Source organism: uncultured Acidovorax sp., assembly GCF_964021665.1.
Classification (GTDB): Bacteria; Pseudomonadota; Gammaproteobacteria; order Burkholderiales; family Burkholderiaceae_C; genus Acidovorax; species Acidovorax temperans.
Genome location: NZ_CAXIAK010000012.1, coordinates 1 through 15,600, shown reverse-complemented (window position 1 = coordinate 15,600; position 15,600 = coordinate 1). Strand labels below are relative to the sequence as shown.

The 15,600-nt window shown below is 67.0% G+C and carries 15 protein-coding genes; 5 read left to right on the top strand and 10 right to left on the bottom strand.

Going from position 1 to position 15,600, the window contains the following annotated elements; all coding sequences use genetic code 11:
* Positions 1-3: 3 nt before the first annotated feature.
* The 4 genes from glcE to AADJ04_RS04355 form a co-directional block, all read right to left on the bottom strand.
* A complete protein-coding gene (gene glcE / locus AADJ04_RS04370) occupies positions 4-1,125 on the bottom strand; it encodes a glycolate oxidase subunit GlcE (protein ID WP_341238879.1) in 1,122 nt (373 codons plus the stop codon).
* Between the two features lie 191 nt (positions 1,126-1,316).
* Positions 1,317-2,840: an ammonium transporter gene (gene amt / locus AADJ04_RS04365; RefSeq protein WP_341238878.1), complete on the bottom strand. Its 1,524-nt coding sequence runs from the start codon at positions 2,838-2,840 to the stop codon at positions 1,317-1,319.
* Positions 2,841-2,871: 31 nt separating this feature from the next.
* On the bottom strand, positions 2,872-3,210 hold the full coding sequence (gene glnK / locus AADJ04_RS04360; protein WP_044397167.1) for a P-II family nitrogen regulator: 339 nt from the start codon (positions 3,208-3,210) through the stop codon (positions 2,872-2,874).
* Positions 3,211-3,253: 43 nt separating this feature from the next.
* A complete protein-coding gene (locus tag AADJ04_RS04355) occupies positions 3,254-3,985 on the bottom strand; it encodes a TorF family putative porin (RefSeq protein WP_341238877.1) in 732 nt (243 codons plus the stop codon).
* A 213-nt stretch (positions 3,986-4,198) separates the two neighbouring features.
* On the opposite strand from AADJ04_RS04355, the gene AADJ04_RS04350 reads away from it, so the two are divergent.
* Positions 4,199-5,734 (top strand): YifB family Mg chelatase-like AAA ATPase, encoded by a 1,536-nt coding sequence (locus AADJ04_RS04350; protein ID WP_341238876.1) that lies wholly within the window; start codon positions 4,199-4,201, stop codon positions 5,732-5,734.
* A gap of 175 nt (positions 5,735-5,909) precedes the next feature.
* Here the strand turns inward: AADJ04_RS04350 and AADJ04_RS04345 are convergent, their stop codons facing one another.
* From AADJ04_RS04345 to AADJ04_RS04330, 4 genes are read right to left on the bottom strand one after another with little or no spacing between them, the layout of a single operon-like run.
* Complete coding sequence (locus tag AADJ04_RS04345) at positions 5,910-6,647, bottom strand: ABC transporter ATP-binding protein (protein ID WP_341238875.1); 738 nt, start codon at positions 6,645-6,647, stop codon at positions 5,910-5,912.
* On the bottom strand, positions 6,644-7,411 hold the full coding sequence (locus AADJ04_RS04340) for an ABC transporter ATP-binding protein (protein ID WP_142085310.1): 768 nt from the start codon (positions 7,409-7,411) through the stop codon (positions 6,644-6,646). The genes AADJ04_RS04345 and AADJ04_RS04340 overlap by 4 nt, the downstream gene beginning before the upstream one ends.
* A complete protein-coding gene (locus AADJ04_RS04335; RefSeq protein WP_207374937.1) occupies positions 7,408-9,300 on the bottom strand; it encodes an ABC transporter permease in 1,893 nt (630 codons plus the stop codon). Before AADJ04_RS04335 ends, AADJ04_RS04340 begins: the two co-directional genes overlap by 4 nt.
* An 18-nt stretch (positions 9,301-9,318) precedes the next feature.
* Positions 9,319-10,527 carry an ABC transporter substrate-binding protein gene (locus AADJ04_RS04330; RefSeq protein WP_142085306.1) on the bottom strand — a complete coding sequence of 403 codons (1,209 nt, stop codon included), beginning with the start codon at positions 10,525-10,527 and terminating at the stop codon, positions 9,319-9,321.
* A 187-nt stretch (positions 10,528-10,714) separates the two neighbouring features.
* On the opposite strand from AADJ04_RS04330, the gene AADJ04_RS04325 reads away from it, so the two are divergent.
* The gene (locus tag AADJ04_RS04325) at positions 10,715-11,488 is read left to right on the top strand and encodes a ferredoxin--NADP reductase (RefSeq protein ID WP_044397142.1); all 774 of its coding nucleotides are present in this window, start codon (positions 10,715-10,717) and stop codon (positions 11,486-11,488) included.
* 106 nt (positions 11,489-11,594) lie between these two features.
* On the opposite strand, the gene AADJ04_RS04320 is transcribed toward AADJ04_RS04325, so the two are convergent.
* On the bottom strand, positions 11,595-12,401 hold the full coding sequence (locus AADJ04_RS04320) for a glycine zipper 2TM domain-containing protein (protein WP_341238874.1): 807 nt from the start codon (positions 12,399-12,401) through the stop codon (positions 11,595-11,597).
* A 224-nt stretch (positions 12,402-12,625) separates the two neighbouring features.
* Between AADJ04_RS04320 and AADJ04_RS04315 the strand changes: the two genes are divergently transcribed.
* From AADJ04_RS04315 to AADJ04_RS04305, 3 genes are all read left to right on the top strand, one after another.
* Positions 12,626-13,189 (top strand): shikimate kinase, encoded by a 564-nt coding sequence (locus AADJ04_RS04315; RefSeq protein WP_338821184.1) that lies wholly within the window; start codon positions 12,626-12,628, stop codon positions 13,187-13,189.
* 139 nt (positions 13,190-13,328) lie between these two features.
* Entirely contained in the window at positions 13,329-14,489 is a 1,161-nt protein-coding gene (locus tag AADJ04_RS04310; protein ID WP_341238873.1) for a serine hydrolase domain-containing protein, read from the top strand.
* 235 nt (positions 14,490-14,724) lie between these two features.
* A complete protein-coding gene (locus tag AADJ04_RS04305; protein ID WP_341238872.1) occupies positions 14,725-14,988 on the top strand; it encodes a hypothetical protein in 264 nt (87 codons plus the stop codon).
* A gap of 20 nt (positions 14,989-15,008) precedes the next feature.
* Here AADJ04_RS04305 and AADJ04_RS04300 read toward each other — a convergent pair whose 3' ends face one another.
* Complete coding sequence (locus AADJ04_RS04300) at positions 15,009-15,368, bottom strand: response regulator transcription factor (RefSeq protein WP_341238871.1); 360 nt, start codon at positions 15,366-15,368, stop codon at positions 15,009-15,011.
* Between the last annotated feature and the right edge of the window lie 232 nt (positions 15,369-15,600).

Genomic DNA, 15,600 nt, shown 5'->3' with positions numbered 1-15,600 from the left:
GCTTTACCAGGCGGCGGCCAGGCGGCCCGGGTTGAAGATGCCCGCGGGGTCGAACGCCTGCTTCACGCGGGCGTGGATTTGCGCCAGCGCGGCAGACTTTGGATCAAATTGGCTGCTAGCGCTTTCTGGATAAGCGCTGGCAGCTACAAAAACAGAAGCACTACCGCCCACCGCCTCAGCAGCGGCGCGCAGGGCATCGGCCGCACTGGCGGGGGCCTGAACCCAGCGCAGGGCACCATGCCATTCCACCAGCGGCTGGGCGGCTGCAGGCAGCGGCAGCACCGGCGCGGTGGCGGGCAGCGACAGGCGCCACAGGGCCAGGTCGGGCTGCTGGGCGCGCTGGACAAACCAGGGCAAGGTGTGGTCGCGGCAGGCAGACCAGTCTGGCGCGGTGGTGGCGTTGTCCAGCAGTGTGCCGCCCATGCTCTTGCAAGCAGCCTCCACCGCAGCCACGGCGCCGCGCAGGCGCACATACAGGGTGCCCACGCCACCGTCTTGCACCCAGCAGCTGGCGTTCAGCGGCAGGGGCTGGCCGCCCCAGGCGTGCAGCTTGCGCAGGGCGTCGGCCTGGTTGCATTCAAAGCGCAGCGTGGCTTCGGCCGGGGCCACGGGCAGCACCTTGAGGCTCACTTCTGTGAGCAAGCCCAGCGTGCCCCACGAACCCGCCATGAGGCGCGAGACGTCGTACCCGGCCACGTTCTTCATCACCTGCCCACCAAAGGTGAGCGGCTCTGCCTTGCCGTTGATGAGGCTCACACCCAGCACATAGTCGCGCACCGCACCCACGCTGGCGCGCGCGGGGCCCGACAGGCCTGCCGCCACCATGCCGCCCACGGTGGCGCCGGGGGAAAAGTGCGGCGGCTCAAAGGGCAGGCACTGGCCCTTGGCGGCCAGTGCGGCCTCCAGCTCGGCCAGGGGTGTGCCCGCGCGGGCGGTGATGACCAGCTCGCTGGGCTCGTAGCTGGTGATGCCCGACAGCAGGCGCGTGTCCAGCACATCACCGTGCAGGCCACGGCCATGAAAATCCTTGGTGCCCCCGCCTCGGATGCGCAAGGGGGTCTGGTCTGCAACGGCGGCGCGCACGCGCTCGGTGATCTGGGCAAGGGCTTGGTCCATGCCCTGCATCGTAGCGGGTGTGACTTTGCAGCCAGCCCCCGCAGCGCATGAATTTTTTGAACAAAGGCTGTGCAGCTTCTTTGCAGCGGGCACAAAAAAGGGCCACCACGGCGGCAAACCGGGGTGGCCCAATGCTTGAGGAGACTCTAATAAAACGGGGCGGCTGCCGCACCACCAGACACGGCAGCCGGTGGTCCCCCTTAACGGCTGTACGCCGTTTCGCCGTGCGATGTGATGTCCAGACCTTCGCGCTCGTCTTCTTCCGAGACGCGCAGGCCCACCATCAGATCGACCAACTTGAACGCGATGACCGACACCACGCCCGACCACACCACCGTCAGCAACACGGCCTTGGCTTGCGTCCAGACCTGTGCGGCGATGGAGTAATCGGCCGCTGTCACCATCGAAGCTGTCACCCAGTCAGCCACGTAGCCGGGGCCGCCCAGGGCGGGGGAGTTGAACACGCCAGTCAGCAGCGCACCCACGATACCGCCCACGCCGTGCACGCCGAACACGTCGAGCGAGTCGTCCGCGCCCAGCATCTTCTTGAGGCCATGCACCCCCCACAGGCAGGCAAAACCACCCACCAGGCCGATGATCAGCGCACCGCCGATGCCCACGTTGCCCGCTGCTGGCGTCACCGCCACCAGGCCAGCCACGGCGCCCGAGGCAGCGCCCAGCATCGAAGCCTTGCCGCGCATCAGCGCTTCACCCAGGCACCAGGCCAGCACGGCAGCAGCCGTGGCCACCAGCGTGTTGATGAAGGCCAGGGCAGCGAAGCCATTGGCTTCCAGGGCAGAGCCTGCGTTGAAGCCGAACCAGCCCACCCACAGCAGGGATGCACCCACCATGGTCAGCGTGAGGCTGTGCGGGGCCATGGCTTCCTTGCCGTAGCCGATGCGCTTGCCCACCATGAAGGCGCCTACCAGGCCAGCGACGGCCGCGTTGATGTGCACCACAGTGCCGCCGGCAAAGTCCAGCGCACCCCATTGCCAGATCTGACCAGCCTTGCCGGTCATGGCGTCGGCCACTTCCTTGCCGGTGTAGGCATCGGGGCCCATCCAGAACCACACCATGTGGGCCACGGGCAGGTAGCTGAAGGTGAACCACAGCACCATGAACAGCAGAACGGCAGAGAACTTGATGCGTTCGGCAAAAGCGCCCACGATCAGTGCGCAGGTGATGCCGGCAAACGTGGCCTGGAAGGCTGCGAAGGAGATTTCAGGAATCACCACACCCTTGCTGAACGTGGCCGCGTTGGCAAAGGTGCCCGCTGCGTTGTCCCAAATGCCCTTCATGAACAGCCGGTCAAACCCGCCGATGAAAGCATTGCCTTCGGTGAACGCCAGGCTGTAGCCATAGATGAACCACAGCACCGTGATCAGCGAGAACGTGACCATGACCTGCATGAGCACGGACAGCATGTTCTTGCTGCGCACCAGGCCGCCGTAGAACAGGGCCAGGCCAGGCAGCACCATCAGGATCACCAGGAGGGTGGCAACCATCATCCAGGCGGTGTCGCCCTTGTTGGGCACGGGGGCGGGAGCCTCGGCAGCTGCTGCTGGCGCCGCGGCGGCTGGGGCTGCAGCAGGGGCTGCGGGGGCCGCTTCAGCGGCGGGGGCAGTGACTGCGGCAGGCTCTGCAGCAGGCGCCTGGGCCAGGGACAAGGTGCCTGCAGTCAGCAGGCTCAGCCCCAGGACGAAAGAAGCAAGTAGTTTTTTCATGGCATTTCTTTCCGATGGGTATGGCAGGGCCTCAGAGGGCTTCCTTACCGGTTTCGCCGGTGCGGATGCGCACCACCTGTTCGAGGTGGGACACAAAAATCTTGCCGTCGCCGATCTTGCCGGTGCGGGCTGCGCCTTCGATGGCTTCGATCACGCGGTCCACCAGGTCGTCGGCCACGGCGGCCTCGACCTTGACCTTGGGAAGAAAGTCCACCACGTACTCGGCGCCGCGGTACAGCTCGGTGTGGCCCTTCTGGCGGCCAAAGCCCTTGACTTCCGTGACGGTGATCCCTTGCACGCCGATGTCCGAGAGCGCTTCGCGCACTTCATCGAGCTTGAAGGGTTTGATGATGGCAGTCACCATTTTCATGTTCAGTTCCTCCAGCGCGGGCGCCCCAGGCGCCCGCAGCGAATTACAGGGTTTTGGTCAGGGTGACGATCACACGCGACTTGTTGACGGGACCGAAGAAGTCCTTCTTGTTCGCGCCCACCACGGCAGCGCCCAGCGACAGGCCGCTGCCGAAGTCGTACGCACCGCCCACGCTGTAATCCATGTAGTTGGGCACGCCCGAGTCCTTGATGTCGCTGGCAAAGCGGGTGAAGCCGACCGATGCCTTCAGGGTGACGCTGGGGGCCACTTCCTGTGCGAATGCCAGATTCACGTAGCCCGTGTTGCGGCCCTTCAGACCAGAACCTGCCTTGGCGCCAGCAAAACCCATGTAGTCATTGGACAGGGTGTGCGAGTACTTGGCGGTGAAGGGGCCGTAAGTGGCCGCGCCGTACAGCTCGGTGGTGTTGCCCAGCGAGTTGCCGGGGTAGGCGTAGGTCAGCGCGCCCACGTCCAGGTCCACCTCACCGGCCTTGAATTTGTAGCCACCGTAGAAATCCATCTCCAGCGAATTGCCGGAGAGCCAGTCCACGCTGGAATTCCAGTTGCCCACGTAAAAGCCGCTGTCGCCAAAGGTATAGTCAAAACCCCCTTGCAGCGCGGGCTTGACGGCCTTGACCTTGCTGGCGTCCTGGTCCTGGCCACGGAACTTGTAGTTGGAGGTCAGGCTGACGTTGCCCGTGAGCTGCGCGCTGGCCAACAGGGGCAGCGCAGCAGCTAGGGCAAAGCCCAGGGTCTTGATGGAAGTGCGATTCATGTTTCCTCCGGTTGGACAAGTTATGGACAAGGGCTTTAAGCACAGACCGTGCCACCGCCTTTTTCACCCCCACACCCCGTGCATGGCCGCGCACCCACGCGCTTTGTGCCATGCGGTGCACATCCCTTGCAGCGGCGCACTTGCGTGGTGCAAACCTGCAGCGCAGCCACGCCACAGCGCGCTGCGCGCACCCGTCTGGGGAGTCATCCAGCCATGAGCCTTGCGTTGGTGCAAAGCCGCGCCCTTCTGGGGCTGCAGGCGCCCGCCGTCACCGTTGAGGTGCATCTGGCCAACGGCCTGCCCAGCTTCACGCTGGTGGGCCTGGCCGATGTGGAGGTGAAGGAAGCCCGCGAACGCGTGCGCTCGGCCCTGCAGAACGCGGGGCTGGACTTCCCTAACAACAAACGCATCACCGTGAACCTGGCGCCTGCCGATCTGCCCAAGGATTCCGGGCGGTTCGACCTGCCGATTGCGCTGGGCATCCTCGCCGCCAGTGGGCAGATCGATGCCAGCCGGCTGGCCGGGCATGAATTTGCGGGCGAGCTGTCTTTGTCTGGCGAGCTGCGCCCCGTGCGCGGCGCGCTGGCCACCAGCCTGGCGCTGCACACGCAAGGCAGTACCGCCTGCCTGGTGCTGCCCCCCGGCAGTGCCGAAGAAGCGGCCCTGGTGCCGGGCGCGCGGGTGGTGCGTGCGCGCCACCTGCTGGACGTAGTGCAGGCCTTTCTGCCACCCGGCGCTGAGCCCCCCGCCCCCAGCGAAGGCTGGGCGGTGCTGCAGGCACAGCCACCGCGCAGCCCCACCGGTGGGCCGGACCTGGCCGATGTGAAGGGCCAGACGGCTGCGCGCCGCGCGCTGGAGATTGCTGCTGCTGGCGGCCATGGCCTCTTGATGGTGGGCCCGCCCGGCTCGGGCAAGTCCATGCTGGCGCAGCGCTTTGCCGGGCTGCTACCCGCCATGCAAGTGGACGAGGCGCTGGAAAGCGCCGCCGTGGCCAGCCTGGCCGGCAGCTTCCGCCCGGAAGACTGGGGCCGCCGCCCCACGCGCCAGCCCCACCACACGGCCAGCGCCGTGGCGCTGGTGGGCGGAGGATCGCCACCCCGGCCTGGCGAAATCTCGCTCGCCCACCAGGGTGTGTTGTTCTTGGACGAGCTGCCGGAATTCCCCCGTGCCGCGCTGGAGGCCCTGCGCGAGCCGCTCGAAACCGGCCACATCACCATCGCCCGCGCGGCGCAGCGGGCGGAATTCCCGGCCCGGTTTCAACTGATTGCCGCCATGAATCCGTGCCCCTGTGGCTTCCTCGGGTCGAGCCAGCGGGCCTGCCGCTGCACGCCCGACCAGGTGGCGCGCTACCAGGGCAAGCTCAGCGGCCCACTGCTGGACCGCATCGATCTGCACGTAGAAGTGCCCGCCCTGCCCGCCGAGCAACTGGTGGGCGCCCCGGCGGGCGAGGCCAGCGCCACCGTGCGCGAGCGGGTGGAGCGCGCCCGGGCCCGCGCGCTGGCGCGGCAAGGCCACCCCAACCAGGCGCTGCAGGGCCAGGGCATGGACGAACTGGTGATGCTGCAGGACGACGCCCTGCAGTTCTTGCAGCGCGCGGCCCACCGGCTGGGCTGGTCGGCCCGCAGCACGCACCGCACCCTGCGGGTGGCCCGCACCATTGCCGACCTGGCGGGCGCCACGCACACCGGCGCAGATCATGTGGCCGAGGCAGTACAACTGCGCCGGGGGCTGCACCACACGCAGCATTGACCGTATTTGCTACTAAATCAATAGCTGTTTGCGCTTACCCAATAAGCGCCAGAGGCCAAAACAATGCATGAAACTGCACGCTGCAAACCGTGCAGGTAAAGCGCCTTTGCGGCACATCCCCAAAGCCTTGATGCGCTGGACATGAACCCCGGTGGGCGCAAGGCGTGCGGCTCGCTCACACCCCCAGGCAGTTCTTGCGCACGTCGGGGTTGGCCACCACGTCGGCCATGCGGCCTTCGTGGACCACCTGGCCCTGTTCGATAAGGTAGGCGCGGTCGGCCACCGCTTCGGCGAACGGCAGGTTCTGCTCACTCAGCAGCACGCTCACGCCCCGGGCCTTGAGGGCGCGGATGGTGCGGGCCATTTGCTGCACGATGAGGGGCGCCACGCCTTCTGAGGGTTCATCGAGCAGCACCAGCAGCGGCTGGCCCATGAGCGTGCGGGCCACGGTGAGCATTTGCTGCTCTCCGCCGCTCATGCGCCCACCGGGGCGCTGGGGCATTTCGCCCAGGTTGGGGAACAGCGCAAACAGCTTCTCGGGCGTCCACTCGGGGGCGGCGGTGCCATCGGGCCAGCGGCGCGGGCGCTGGCGGCCGACTTCCAGGTTGTCCATGACAGACAGGTCGGTGAAGATGCGGCGCTCTTCCGGCACATAGCCCAGGCCCAGGCGGGCAATGTCGTGCGGCTCGCGCCGCGCAATGTCTTGCCCCAAAAACTGCACGCTACCGCGCCGCGTGACCATGCCCATGAGAGCCTTGAGCGTAGTCGATTTGCCCGCGCCGTTGCGGCCCATGAGGGCCACGACTTCGCCGCGCCCCACCTGCAGCGATACGTCAAACAGAATCTGCGCCGCGCCGTACCAGGCGTTGAGGCCTTGCACCTGCAGCAGTGGCGCGGAGGCGTTTTCTGTCATGCGGTCGCCTCCACATCAAAGCCCGCGCCCAGGTAGGCCTCTTGCACGCGCGCATCGGCCTGGATCTGCTCGGGCGTGCCCTCGGCCAGCAGGCGGCCGCGCACCAGCACCAGCACGCGGTCGGCCTGGCCAAACACCACGTCCATGCTGTGCTCGGTGAACAGCACGCCCATGCGGCGCTCGCGGGCGATTTGGCGGGTCAGCGCCATCAGGGCCAGGCGCTCGGCCGGCGCCATGCCGGCGGTGGGCTCGTCCATCAGCAGCAGCCGTGGCCCGTGGGCCAGCGCCATGGCCAGCTCCACGCGTTTCACATCGCCATAGGCCAGGGCGCTGCAGGGGCGGTCGGCCTGGGCGTGCATGCCCACGCGCTCCAGCAAGTCCAGTGCATCGGCCCGCCGGTGGGCGGCGGCGGGCCGCCACCAGTGCAGGATGCGCCGGTCTGCCGACAGCAGCGCCATCTGCACGTTTTCCACCACCGTCAAAGAGCGGAAGGTTTCGGCGATCTGGAAGGTGCGGCCCACGCCCCGGCGCCAGATGGTGCGCGGGGGCAGGCCCACGAGTGATTCACCAGCCAGCCGCACGTCGCCCGCATCGGGCCGCAACTGCCCGCCCACCATGTTGAAGGTGGTGGACTTGCCCGCGCCATTGGGGCCGATGAGGGCCAGCATCTCACCTTCGGCCAGCGAAAAGCCCACGCCATCGACCGCCTGCACGCCGCCAAAGGCGCGCGAAAGGCCCGTCACCTGCAGCAGCGGCGCGCTCATGCAGCCCCCCTGCGGCGGGCCCACCAGGCCTGGGCAAAACCGGCCAGCCCCTGCGGGAACGCCAGCACCAGCAGCAGCATGGTGGCGCCCAGCAAGGCACGCCAGTAGTCGGTGTTGCGCGCCACGGTGTCGTGCAGCCAGGTCAGCGCGCCCGCACCCAGCAGCGGGCCGGCCAGCGTTTGCACGCCGCCCAGCAGCACCATCACCAGGCCATCCACCGACTTGGCCACGGCCAGGGCTTCGGGCGAAATGCTGCCCTTGGCCAGCAAAAACAGCGCACCCGCCAGGCCCGCCAGCGCGCCCGCCAGCACAAAGCCGATCCACTGCACACGCCGCACATCAATGCCGATGGCCTCGGCGCGCAGCGGCGCATCGCGCCCCGCGCGCAGGGCGTAACCCAGCGGCGCCAGCAGCACCCGGCGCAGTAGCAGCACGCCCAGCGCCACCAGGGTGAGCGTGAGCCAATAAAAGCGCGCGCCTTCGGCCCACCAGTCTGAAGGCCACACGCCGGTGATGCCGTTGCTGCCACCGGTCAGGCTGTCCCACTGGTAGCACACGGCCCAGGTGATCTGTGCAAACGCCAGCGTGAGCATGGTGAGCGACACACCCGACAGCCGCACGCAGAACCAGCCATACACCAGCGCGCCAAGGGCCGCCACCAGCGGCGCCAGCAATAAAGCAGCTTCCATGGGCAGGCCCGCCGCGCGCACCAGCAGCGCTGCGGCGTAGGCGCCCAGGCCAAAGTAGGCCGCGTGGCCAAACGAATGCAGGCCCGCAGGCCCCATCAAGAAATGCAGGCTGGCGGCAAAAAGGGCTGCCACCAGCACATCGGCTGCCAGCACGGTGGCATAGGGCCAGGCCCCAGCGGCCATGGGCAGCAGCACCAGCGCGGCCAGCAGGGCCAGCCACGCCGTGCGGGCGGCGGGGCCTGCGGCTTTGAGCGGGGTTTCGGCATCGCCCGCGACGCGGGCGGTTGCCTGCGGTTTGCCCATCAGGCCCCAGGGGCGCCACACCAGCACCACGGCCATCACCACAAATTCCACCACCAGAGTGAGCTTGGAGAACGACAAGGCCACGCCACCCACCTCGACCAGACCGATCCAGATGCACAGCGCCTTCAACTCGGCAATCAGCAGCGCGGCCACAAAGGCGCCAGGCAGCGAACCCATGCCACCCACCACCACCACCACGAAGGCGGCACCAATGGTGTGCATGTCCAGCTCCAGGCTGGCGGGCTCGCGCGGCAGCTGCAGAGCCCCGCCCAGCCCGGCCAGCAACGCGCCCAGGGCAAACACGCTGGTGAACAGCCAGGCCTGGTTCACGCCCAGGGCGCCGACCATCTCGCGGTCTTGCGTGGCGGCGCGCACCAGCGTGCCCCAACGCGTGCGGTGCAGCAGCCACCAGAGGGCGCCCAGCACCACGGGGCCAATGGCGATCAACAGCAGGTCGTACGCAGGGAACGGCCGCCCGAGGACATTGACGGAGCCCTCCAGCCCCGGCGCACGGGGGCCAAACAGCTCTTCAGGGCCCCAGGCCCACAGCACCGCGTCTTTCACGACCAGCACCAGCGCAAAGGTGGCCAGCAGTTGCAGCAGCTCCGGAGCGCGGTAAATGCGCCGCAGCAGCGCCATCTCTACCACCGCACCCAGCACGCCAGTGGCCAGCGGCGCCAGCAGCAGCGCGGGCCAGAAGCCGAGGCTGCCCGACAGCCGCTCCACCAGCGTGTAGGCCACATACAGCCCCAGCATGTAGAACGAGCCGTGCGCAAAGTTGACGATGCGGGTGACGCCAAAGATCAGCGACAGCCCCGCTGCCACCAGGAACAGCGACGACGCACCGGCCAGCCCGTTGAGCAGCTGGCCGATCAGGCTGGAGAACCCCGCTTCCATGCGTTGAGCTGCGCCGTATCAGTCCGCTGCGCGCAGCTTCTTGACCTCTTCGGCGCTGGGCTGGAACTTGGCGCCATCGGCATAGCGGAAGTTGACCATCACGCCTTTGCCGCCTTCATTGCGCGTCTTGCCCACAAAGGCGCCCATGGTGGACTGGTGGTCTTCCGCGCGGTAGCGGATGGGGCCGAAGGGCGAGGTCAGCTCCAGCCCCCGGAAGGCGGTGATGAGCTTCTCGGTATCGGCCCCGCCCGCCTTGCGCATGCCTGCCGCCAGCGACTGGATCGCCGTGTAACCCACCACGGAACCCAACCGCGGGTGGTCTTTGTACTTGTCCTGATAGGCCTTCAAAAACGCCTGGTGCTCGGGCGTGGTGATGCCGTACCAGGGGTAGCCGGTCACGGTCCAGCCGGTGGGGGCTTCGTTCTTGAGCGGGTCCAGGTACTCGGGCTCGCCGGTGAGCAGGCTCACCACCTCGCGGCCCTGGAACAGGCCGCGCGTGTTGCCCTCGCGCACAAAGCGCGCCAGGTCGGCCGCGAACAGCACGTTGAAGATGGCGTCGGGCTTGGCATCGGCCAGGGCCTGCACCACGCTGCCGGCGTCCACCTTGCCCAGGGGCGCAGCCTGCTCGGCCACGAACTCCACATCGGGCTGGGCCTGCTTGAGCAGCTTCTTGAACGTGGCCACGGCCGACTGGCCGTATTCGTAGTTGGGGTAGACGATGGCCCAGCGCTTCTTCTTGAGCGCGGCGGCCTCGGGCACCAGCATGGCCACCTGCATGTAGGTGGAGGCGCGCAGGCGGAAGGTGTAGCGGTTGCCGCTCTCCCACACGATCTTGTCGGTCAGCGGCTCGGCGGCCAGGAAGAACACCTTTTTCTGGCGGGCAAAGTCTGTCAGCGCCAGGCCCACGTGCGAGAGAAAGCTGCCCATCAGCACATCGACCTTCTCGCGCGCCAGCAGCTCCTCCGCCGCGCGCACGGCGTCGCCGGGGTTGGCGTTGTCGTCGCGCACGATGAGCTGCAGCTTGCGCCCGGCAATGCCGCCGCTGGCATTGACCTGCTCCACGGCCAGCTCCATGCCCTTCTTGTAGGGCTCCAGAAATGCGGGCTGGGCCTTGTAGCTGTTGATTTCACCGATCTTGTAGGTGCCCTGGGCCAGCGCCGGGCCAGCCAGCAGGCTCAGGCCCAACAGGGGTGCCCAGGTTCTGAGCAAAGCGGTGCATAAGGGCATGACTTTTCTTTCGTTTGAATCAAAGGCTTGAGGGCCGACAATGTACCTGCGCACCCGTTTGCCTGACAATAAACGGGTTTACCTGCTAGCCAAAGGCGTTGCGGCCTCCTGTACACGCGCCAGCCAAGCTCCTTTGTCCGCCAGCGTCTGGCGGTGGCTCCCCCGATTCTCATCTTTGCAAGAAACCATGAGTGCCTTTCTCGAAGAACGCGTCCTGACCGTTCACCACTGGACTGACCGCCTTTTCAGCTTCACCACCACGCGCGATCCCGCGCTGCGCTTTTCCAACGGCCATTTCACCATGATCGGCCTGAAGGTGGATGGCAAGCCGCTGCTGCGCGCGTACTCCATCGCCAGCCCCAACTGGGAAGAACACCTGGAGTTCCTGTCGATCAAGGTGCCCGACGGCCCGCTGACCTCGCGCCTGCAAAACATCCAGGTGGGTGACACCATCATCGTCGGCAAGAAGCCCACCGGCACGCTGCTCATCGACTACCTGCTGCCCGGCAAGAACCTGTACCTGATCGGCACCGGCACCGGTCTGGCGCCCTGGCTGTCCATCGTGCGCGACCCCGAAACCTATGAACGCTTTGAAAAAGTGATCGTGGTGCATGGCGTGCGCGAAGTGAACGAGCTGGCCTATCAGGACCTGTTCGAGAAAGAGCTGCCCAACCACGAGTTCCTGGGCGAAATCGTCAAGGACAAGCTGATCTACTACCCCACCGTGACGCGCGAGCCCTTCCGCAACCAGGGCCGCATCACCGACCTGATCGAAAACGGCACCTTCCCCGCCAACATCGGCCTGCCCCCGCTCGACCCGCTGACCGACCGCGTGATGCTGTGCGGCAGCCCCGCCATGCTGGCCGACCTGAAGGTCATGCTGGAAAAGCGCGACTTTGAAGAAGGCAACACCAGCACGCCCGGCGACTTCGTGGTGGAGCGCGCCTTCGTCGAGAAATAAGCGGCTGCGACGCTGCCCGACACAAAGGACAAAGGGAGCCCATGGGCTCCCTTTTTCATGCGCCTGCGCAAGGCGGCAGCCGGTTTCTAACCCCGCGCCAGCGCACTCACTGCTGCATGGCCACGTAGCCGGGCTGCGAAACCGTCTGGTACTGGGGCGCTGGCTGGGGCTGCTGCGCCTGCGGCAGGGTGCCCTCGTCGGCCACGCGAAAGCCCTTGCCCTGCAGCACCACCGGGGTGCCCACGGCGGGCGGTTGCGAGCGGGTGAAGACGCGGCTGCTGCCGTCTTCCAGGCGCACGCGCACCTGGTAGGTGGTCTGGGTGCGGGTGCGTTTTTCGATCTCGTGGCCGGCGTAGCCGCCACCCACCGCGCCCAGCACCGTGGCTGCGGTGCGCCCGTTGCCCTTGCCGATCTGGTTGCCCACCACGGCGCCCAGCACACCACCGGCCACGGCACCCACGCCGGTGGCAGGCGCTGCTTGCTCAATGGCCTGCACCGATTCCACACGGCCACAGGTGCTGCAGATGCTGGCCGCGCGCTGCGCCACAGGCATGCCCGCGGGCTGGCGGGCCACATCGCCACGGGCTGCGGAGGTTTGCGGCCAGGCGGGGGATGGTGCTGCGCCACGCTGCGGGGCAGCGCTGGCCAGCGGGGCGGCAGCACCCGGTGCAGCCTGCAGCGACGACGCCACGGCAGGCGCAGCCAGGGCCGCGGGCGTGGCCTGCGCCACGGCGGCTTCGGTGGGCGGTGCACTGCGGCGCTCTACCACCAGCACGGTGGCCAAGGCCACCACGCAAGCGCCCAGGCCGCCAATGGCCACCCACATCCATTTGAGAGAAGCGACGCCGGCAGCGGCGGCGCCGGGCATTGCCACAGGGGTTGCGGGTACGGTGAGAACGGTGTTTTTGTGCATGGTTTTCCTTTGCTGTGAGGCGCCCGATGGATGGCGGCACCCCGATGGCCTAAAGGTACACAGGCTCTGCGGCTTGTGCAGCGGCTGTTCCGTAAAGCTTGTAAGCACCTGTTTGGGCGGCGCCAGTGCATGCGGCGGCTTTACAGCGGGCTGCGCTGGGGCCGCCACCCCACCCAGGGCCGTAAACTTGGGCCCTGGTTCCGTTGGGGCAAGACAGGAGATTTATGCAGATTCGCTGTGCACTGGTCGGCATGCCCGGCTCGGGCAAATCCACCGTGGGCAGGCACCTGGCCCAGCGGCTAAAGGTGCCATTCATTGACCTGGACCACCAGCTGGAACAGGTGCTGAAGACCAGCATCCGCCAGTTTTTTGAAGCCGAAGGGGAAGCACGTTTTCGCGACATAGAGGCCCAGGTGCTGGCCGAGGTGACGGCGCGGCCCGGCGGCATGGTGCTGTCCACCGGCGGTGGCGCCGTGCTACGCCCGGAAAACCGCCAGGTGCTGCGCGATTTTGGCAATGTGCTGTATCTGCGGGCCTCGCCCGAAGAGATCTTCAAGCGCGTGAAGCACGACCGCACCCGCCCCCTGCTGCAGGTGAACAACCCCCTGCAAAAACTGCGCGAGCTGTACGCCCAGCGCGATGCGCTGTACCGCGAAGCAGCCACCTACGTGATCGAAACCGGCCGGCCCACGGTGCAGACGCTGGTCAACATGATCATGATGCAGCTGGAGATGGCGCCCCCTCCGGCCGCGCCAGCAAGCCCCTCAGAAGCACTATCAAAACAATAGCTGACTGCGCTTTCCGAATGGGCGCCAGAGCCCGTTTTGACATCAAACCTACAAAGCCAGGGGCAACCTGGGCGCAGCCTTGTGCCGCACCGCGACATCGGCAAAATGGGGCATTTTCCAGCCCGAGGGAGCCTTGCCCATGAACCCTTCCGCCCTGGCGCGCGTGCGCACGGTGTTGCTTGATCTGGTCACCCAAGGGGTGTTGCCCGGCGCCGTGGCGCTGGTGCAGCACCGGGGTCGCACGGTGCTGCACGAAGCCGTGGGCCTGCAGCGCCCCGCAAACCCAGCCCAGTCAGGGCTCGCCGTGCCCGCCATGGCGCCAGACACGGTGTTTCGCATCTACTCCATGACCAAGCCCATCGCCCCGCTGGGGGCGCTGCTGCTACTGGCAGAAGGGCGTCTGCTGCTGGCGCACCCCGTGGCCCGTTACCTTCCCGCCTTCAAAGGGCAGCAGGTGTACGACGCCGCCACCGGCACCCTGGCGCCCGCCGCGCGCGAAGCCACCGTGCACGACCTGCTGCGCCACACGGCAGGCCTGAGCTACGCGTGGGACACCGGCCCCATTGCCGACCAGTACCGCAACGCCCGCGTGGGCTCGCGCAGGCACAGCAACCAGCAACTGGCGGCCGCGCTCGGCCCCCTGCCCCTGCTGCACCCGCCCGGCACCTGCTGGGAATACAGCCGCGCCACCGATGTGCTGGGCGCCATCATTGAAGTGATTGAAGGCGCCCCGCTGGGCCAGGTGCTGCAGCGGCGCGTTTTTGAGCCGCTGGGCATGCAGGACACCGGCTTCAGCGTGCCCGCTTCCAGCCGCCACCGGCTGGCCGAGCCCTTTGCCCGCGACCCGCTCACCGGCGCGGGCGTCACCCTGATCGACGTGGCCGAGCCCCCGGTGTTTGAATCTGCTGGCGGGGGCCTGGTCTCCACCGCTGCCGACTACGCCCGGTTCCTGCAACTGATGTTGGGGCGCGGCACGGTGCACACCCCCACCGGCAGCGTGCGCCTGGCCAGCAGCGCCACGGTGGACTTCATGACCGCCGACCACCTCGGCACCCTGCCGCGCGCGGGCACCATCTTGCCCCCAGGCTACGGTTTTGGCCTGGGTGTGGCGGTGCGCCTGGCTACGGGCGGCGCCACGCGGCCCGGCAGTGCGGGGCACTACAGCTGGAGCGGCATGGGCGGCACGTTCTTCTTCGTCGATCCGGCGCAAGACCTGTTCGCCATCCTGCTCACGCAGGCGCCCGGGCAGCTGGAAATGCTGTGCGAACTGTTCCCCACTTTGGTCTACGCCGCGCTGTAAATCTGAGCGAGCATGCCACTACTGCTGCGCTGGTGAATTGGCAAAGGCCCCTGCCGCACACCCCGTGGCACCGGGGCCAGGGCCCGGCGCAGCCTCGAAGTTAACAATCAAGATACGTTTTCACACATTCATTTCCACACGATGCGCGTAGAGTGGACTCTCGCTTCTTGAGCGCCTTGGCAACACGCTTTGGATTTCAGTTTCGCCGCGCACCAGCGGCCAATGAAAGTTCACCATGGAAACCAAGCTGCTGCGGGCCATCGCAAGCTCCGCACACCCCATGGTCTTGCAAGACCCCCAAGATATCGACCTCTTCCACGCGCTGGCACAACGCGGGCTGGTGCGTGGCGAGTGCTACACCACCGCATCGGGCGAGCAAGTGGTGGCCGTGCACGGCCCCACCCCTGACGGCCGGGCCCTGCTGGCCTTGGAGAACTACGTGAGCGAGTGCGAAGGCGGCCAGCGCCCTGTTCCCCGACGCAAAGCCGCCTGCGGTTGACCAGACCACCCCCCACAGCATCACGCCAGAAAGGCGGCGAAGAACTCGTCCAGCTCGGTGGATTTGTCAAACACCGCATCCGCCCCCAGGCGCACGCAGGCCTCGCGCAAATCTGCAGTGGCGTAGTTCGTCAGCACGTACACCATGCGGCCCGCCAGTTCGCCGGGCAACTGGGCCAGCACCTCCAGGCCCGTGCCCTCGCGCAAGAACATGTCCAGCACCAGCACATCCCACGGCACCTGGCGCAGAGTTTCCAGAGCCTCCTGCGCGCCATCGGCCATTGCCACCACGCGCGCCCCGGCAAGCTCCTGCAATGCAGGAACCAGCGTTTCGCGAATGGTGGTGTTGTCTTCTACGAGGACGACTTTAGGTGTCACCATGGGCAGGCGTTGGAAGGCGTTTCACCATACCCCCGCACGCCGTCGGGGCGGTGTAGGAGGAGGCGCCGCAAAGCCGCGCACCCTCACCGGCAGCCAAGCAATTTTGCATCAGAACCGGATCAAACGCTTAACCAGCAAGCGCCTAAAGCTATCTATTTAATAGCAAATTGGGCTGGCAGCCAGGGCAATCGCATCTAAACGGAGATGCCCAAGAGGAGTTCCAAATAACCCA

What these genes read in the sequence shown, in the direction of transcription:
- glcE (WP_341238879.1), bottom strand. Translation starts at nt 1,125, where the DNA reads ATGCAGGGCATGGACCAAGCCCTTGCCCAGATCACCGAGCGCGTGCGC.
- amt (WP_341238878.1), bottom strand. Translation starts at nt 2,840, where the DNA reads ATGAAAAAACTACTTGCTTCTTTCGTCCTGGGGCTGAGCCTGCTGACT.
- glnK (WP_044397167.1), bottom strand. Translation starts at nt 3,210, where the DNA reads ATGAAAATGGTGACTGCCATCATCAAACCCTTCAAGCTCGATGAAGTG.
- AADJ04_RS04355 (WP_341238877.1), bottom strand. Translation starts at nt 3,985, where the DNA reads ATGAATCGCACTTCCATCAAGACCCTGGGCTTTGCCCTAGCTGCTGCG.
- AADJ04_RS04350 (WP_341238876.1), top strand. Translation starts at nt 4,199, where the DNA reads ATGAGCCTTGCGTTGGTGCAAAGCCGCGCCCTTCTGGGGCTGCAGGCG.
- AADJ04_RS04345 (WP_341238875.1), bottom strand. Translation starts at nt 6,647, where the DNA reads ATGACAGAAAACGCCTCCGCGCCACTGCTGCAGGTGCAAGGCCTCAAC.
- AADJ04_RS04340 (WP_142085310.1), bottom strand. Translation starts at nt 7,411, where the DNA reads ATGAGCGCGCCGCTGCTGCAGGTGACGGGCCTTTCGCGCGCCTTTGGC.
- AADJ04_RS04335 (WP_207374937.1), bottom strand. Translation starts at nt 9,300, where the DNA reads ATGGAAGCGGGGTTCTCCAGCCTGATCGGCCAGCTGCTCAACGGGCTG.
- AADJ04_RS04330 (WP_142085306.1), bottom strand. Translation starts at nt 10,527, where the DNA reads ATGCCCTTATGCACCGCTTTGCTCAGAACCTGGGCACCCCTGTTGGGC.
- AADJ04_RS04325 (WP_044397142.1), top strand. Translation starts at nt 10,715, where the DNA reads ATGAGTGCCTTTCTCGAAGAACGCGTCCTGACCGTTCACCACTGGACT.
- AADJ04_RS04320 (WP_341238874.1), bottom strand. Translation starts at nt 12,401, where the DNA reads ATGCACAAAAACACCGTTCTCACCGTACCCGCAACCCCTGTGGCAATG.
- AADJ04_RS04315 (WP_338821184.1), top strand. Translation starts at nt 12,626, where the DNA reads ATGCAGATTCGCTGTGCACTGGTCGGCATGCCCGGCTCGGGCAAATCC.
- AADJ04_RS04310 (WP_341238873.1), top strand. Translation starts at nt 13,329, where the DNA reads ATGAACCCTTCCGCCCTGGCGCGCGTGCGCACGGTGTTGCTTGATCTG.
- AADJ04_RS04305 (WP_341238872.1), top strand. Translation starts at nt 14,725, where the DNA reads ATGGAAACCAAGCTGCTGCGGGCCATCGCAAGCTCCGCACACCCCATG.
- AADJ04_RS04300 (WP_341238871.1), bottom strand. Translation starts at nt 15,368, where the DNA reads ATGGTGACACCTAAAGTCGTCCTCGTAGAAGACAACACCACCATTCGC.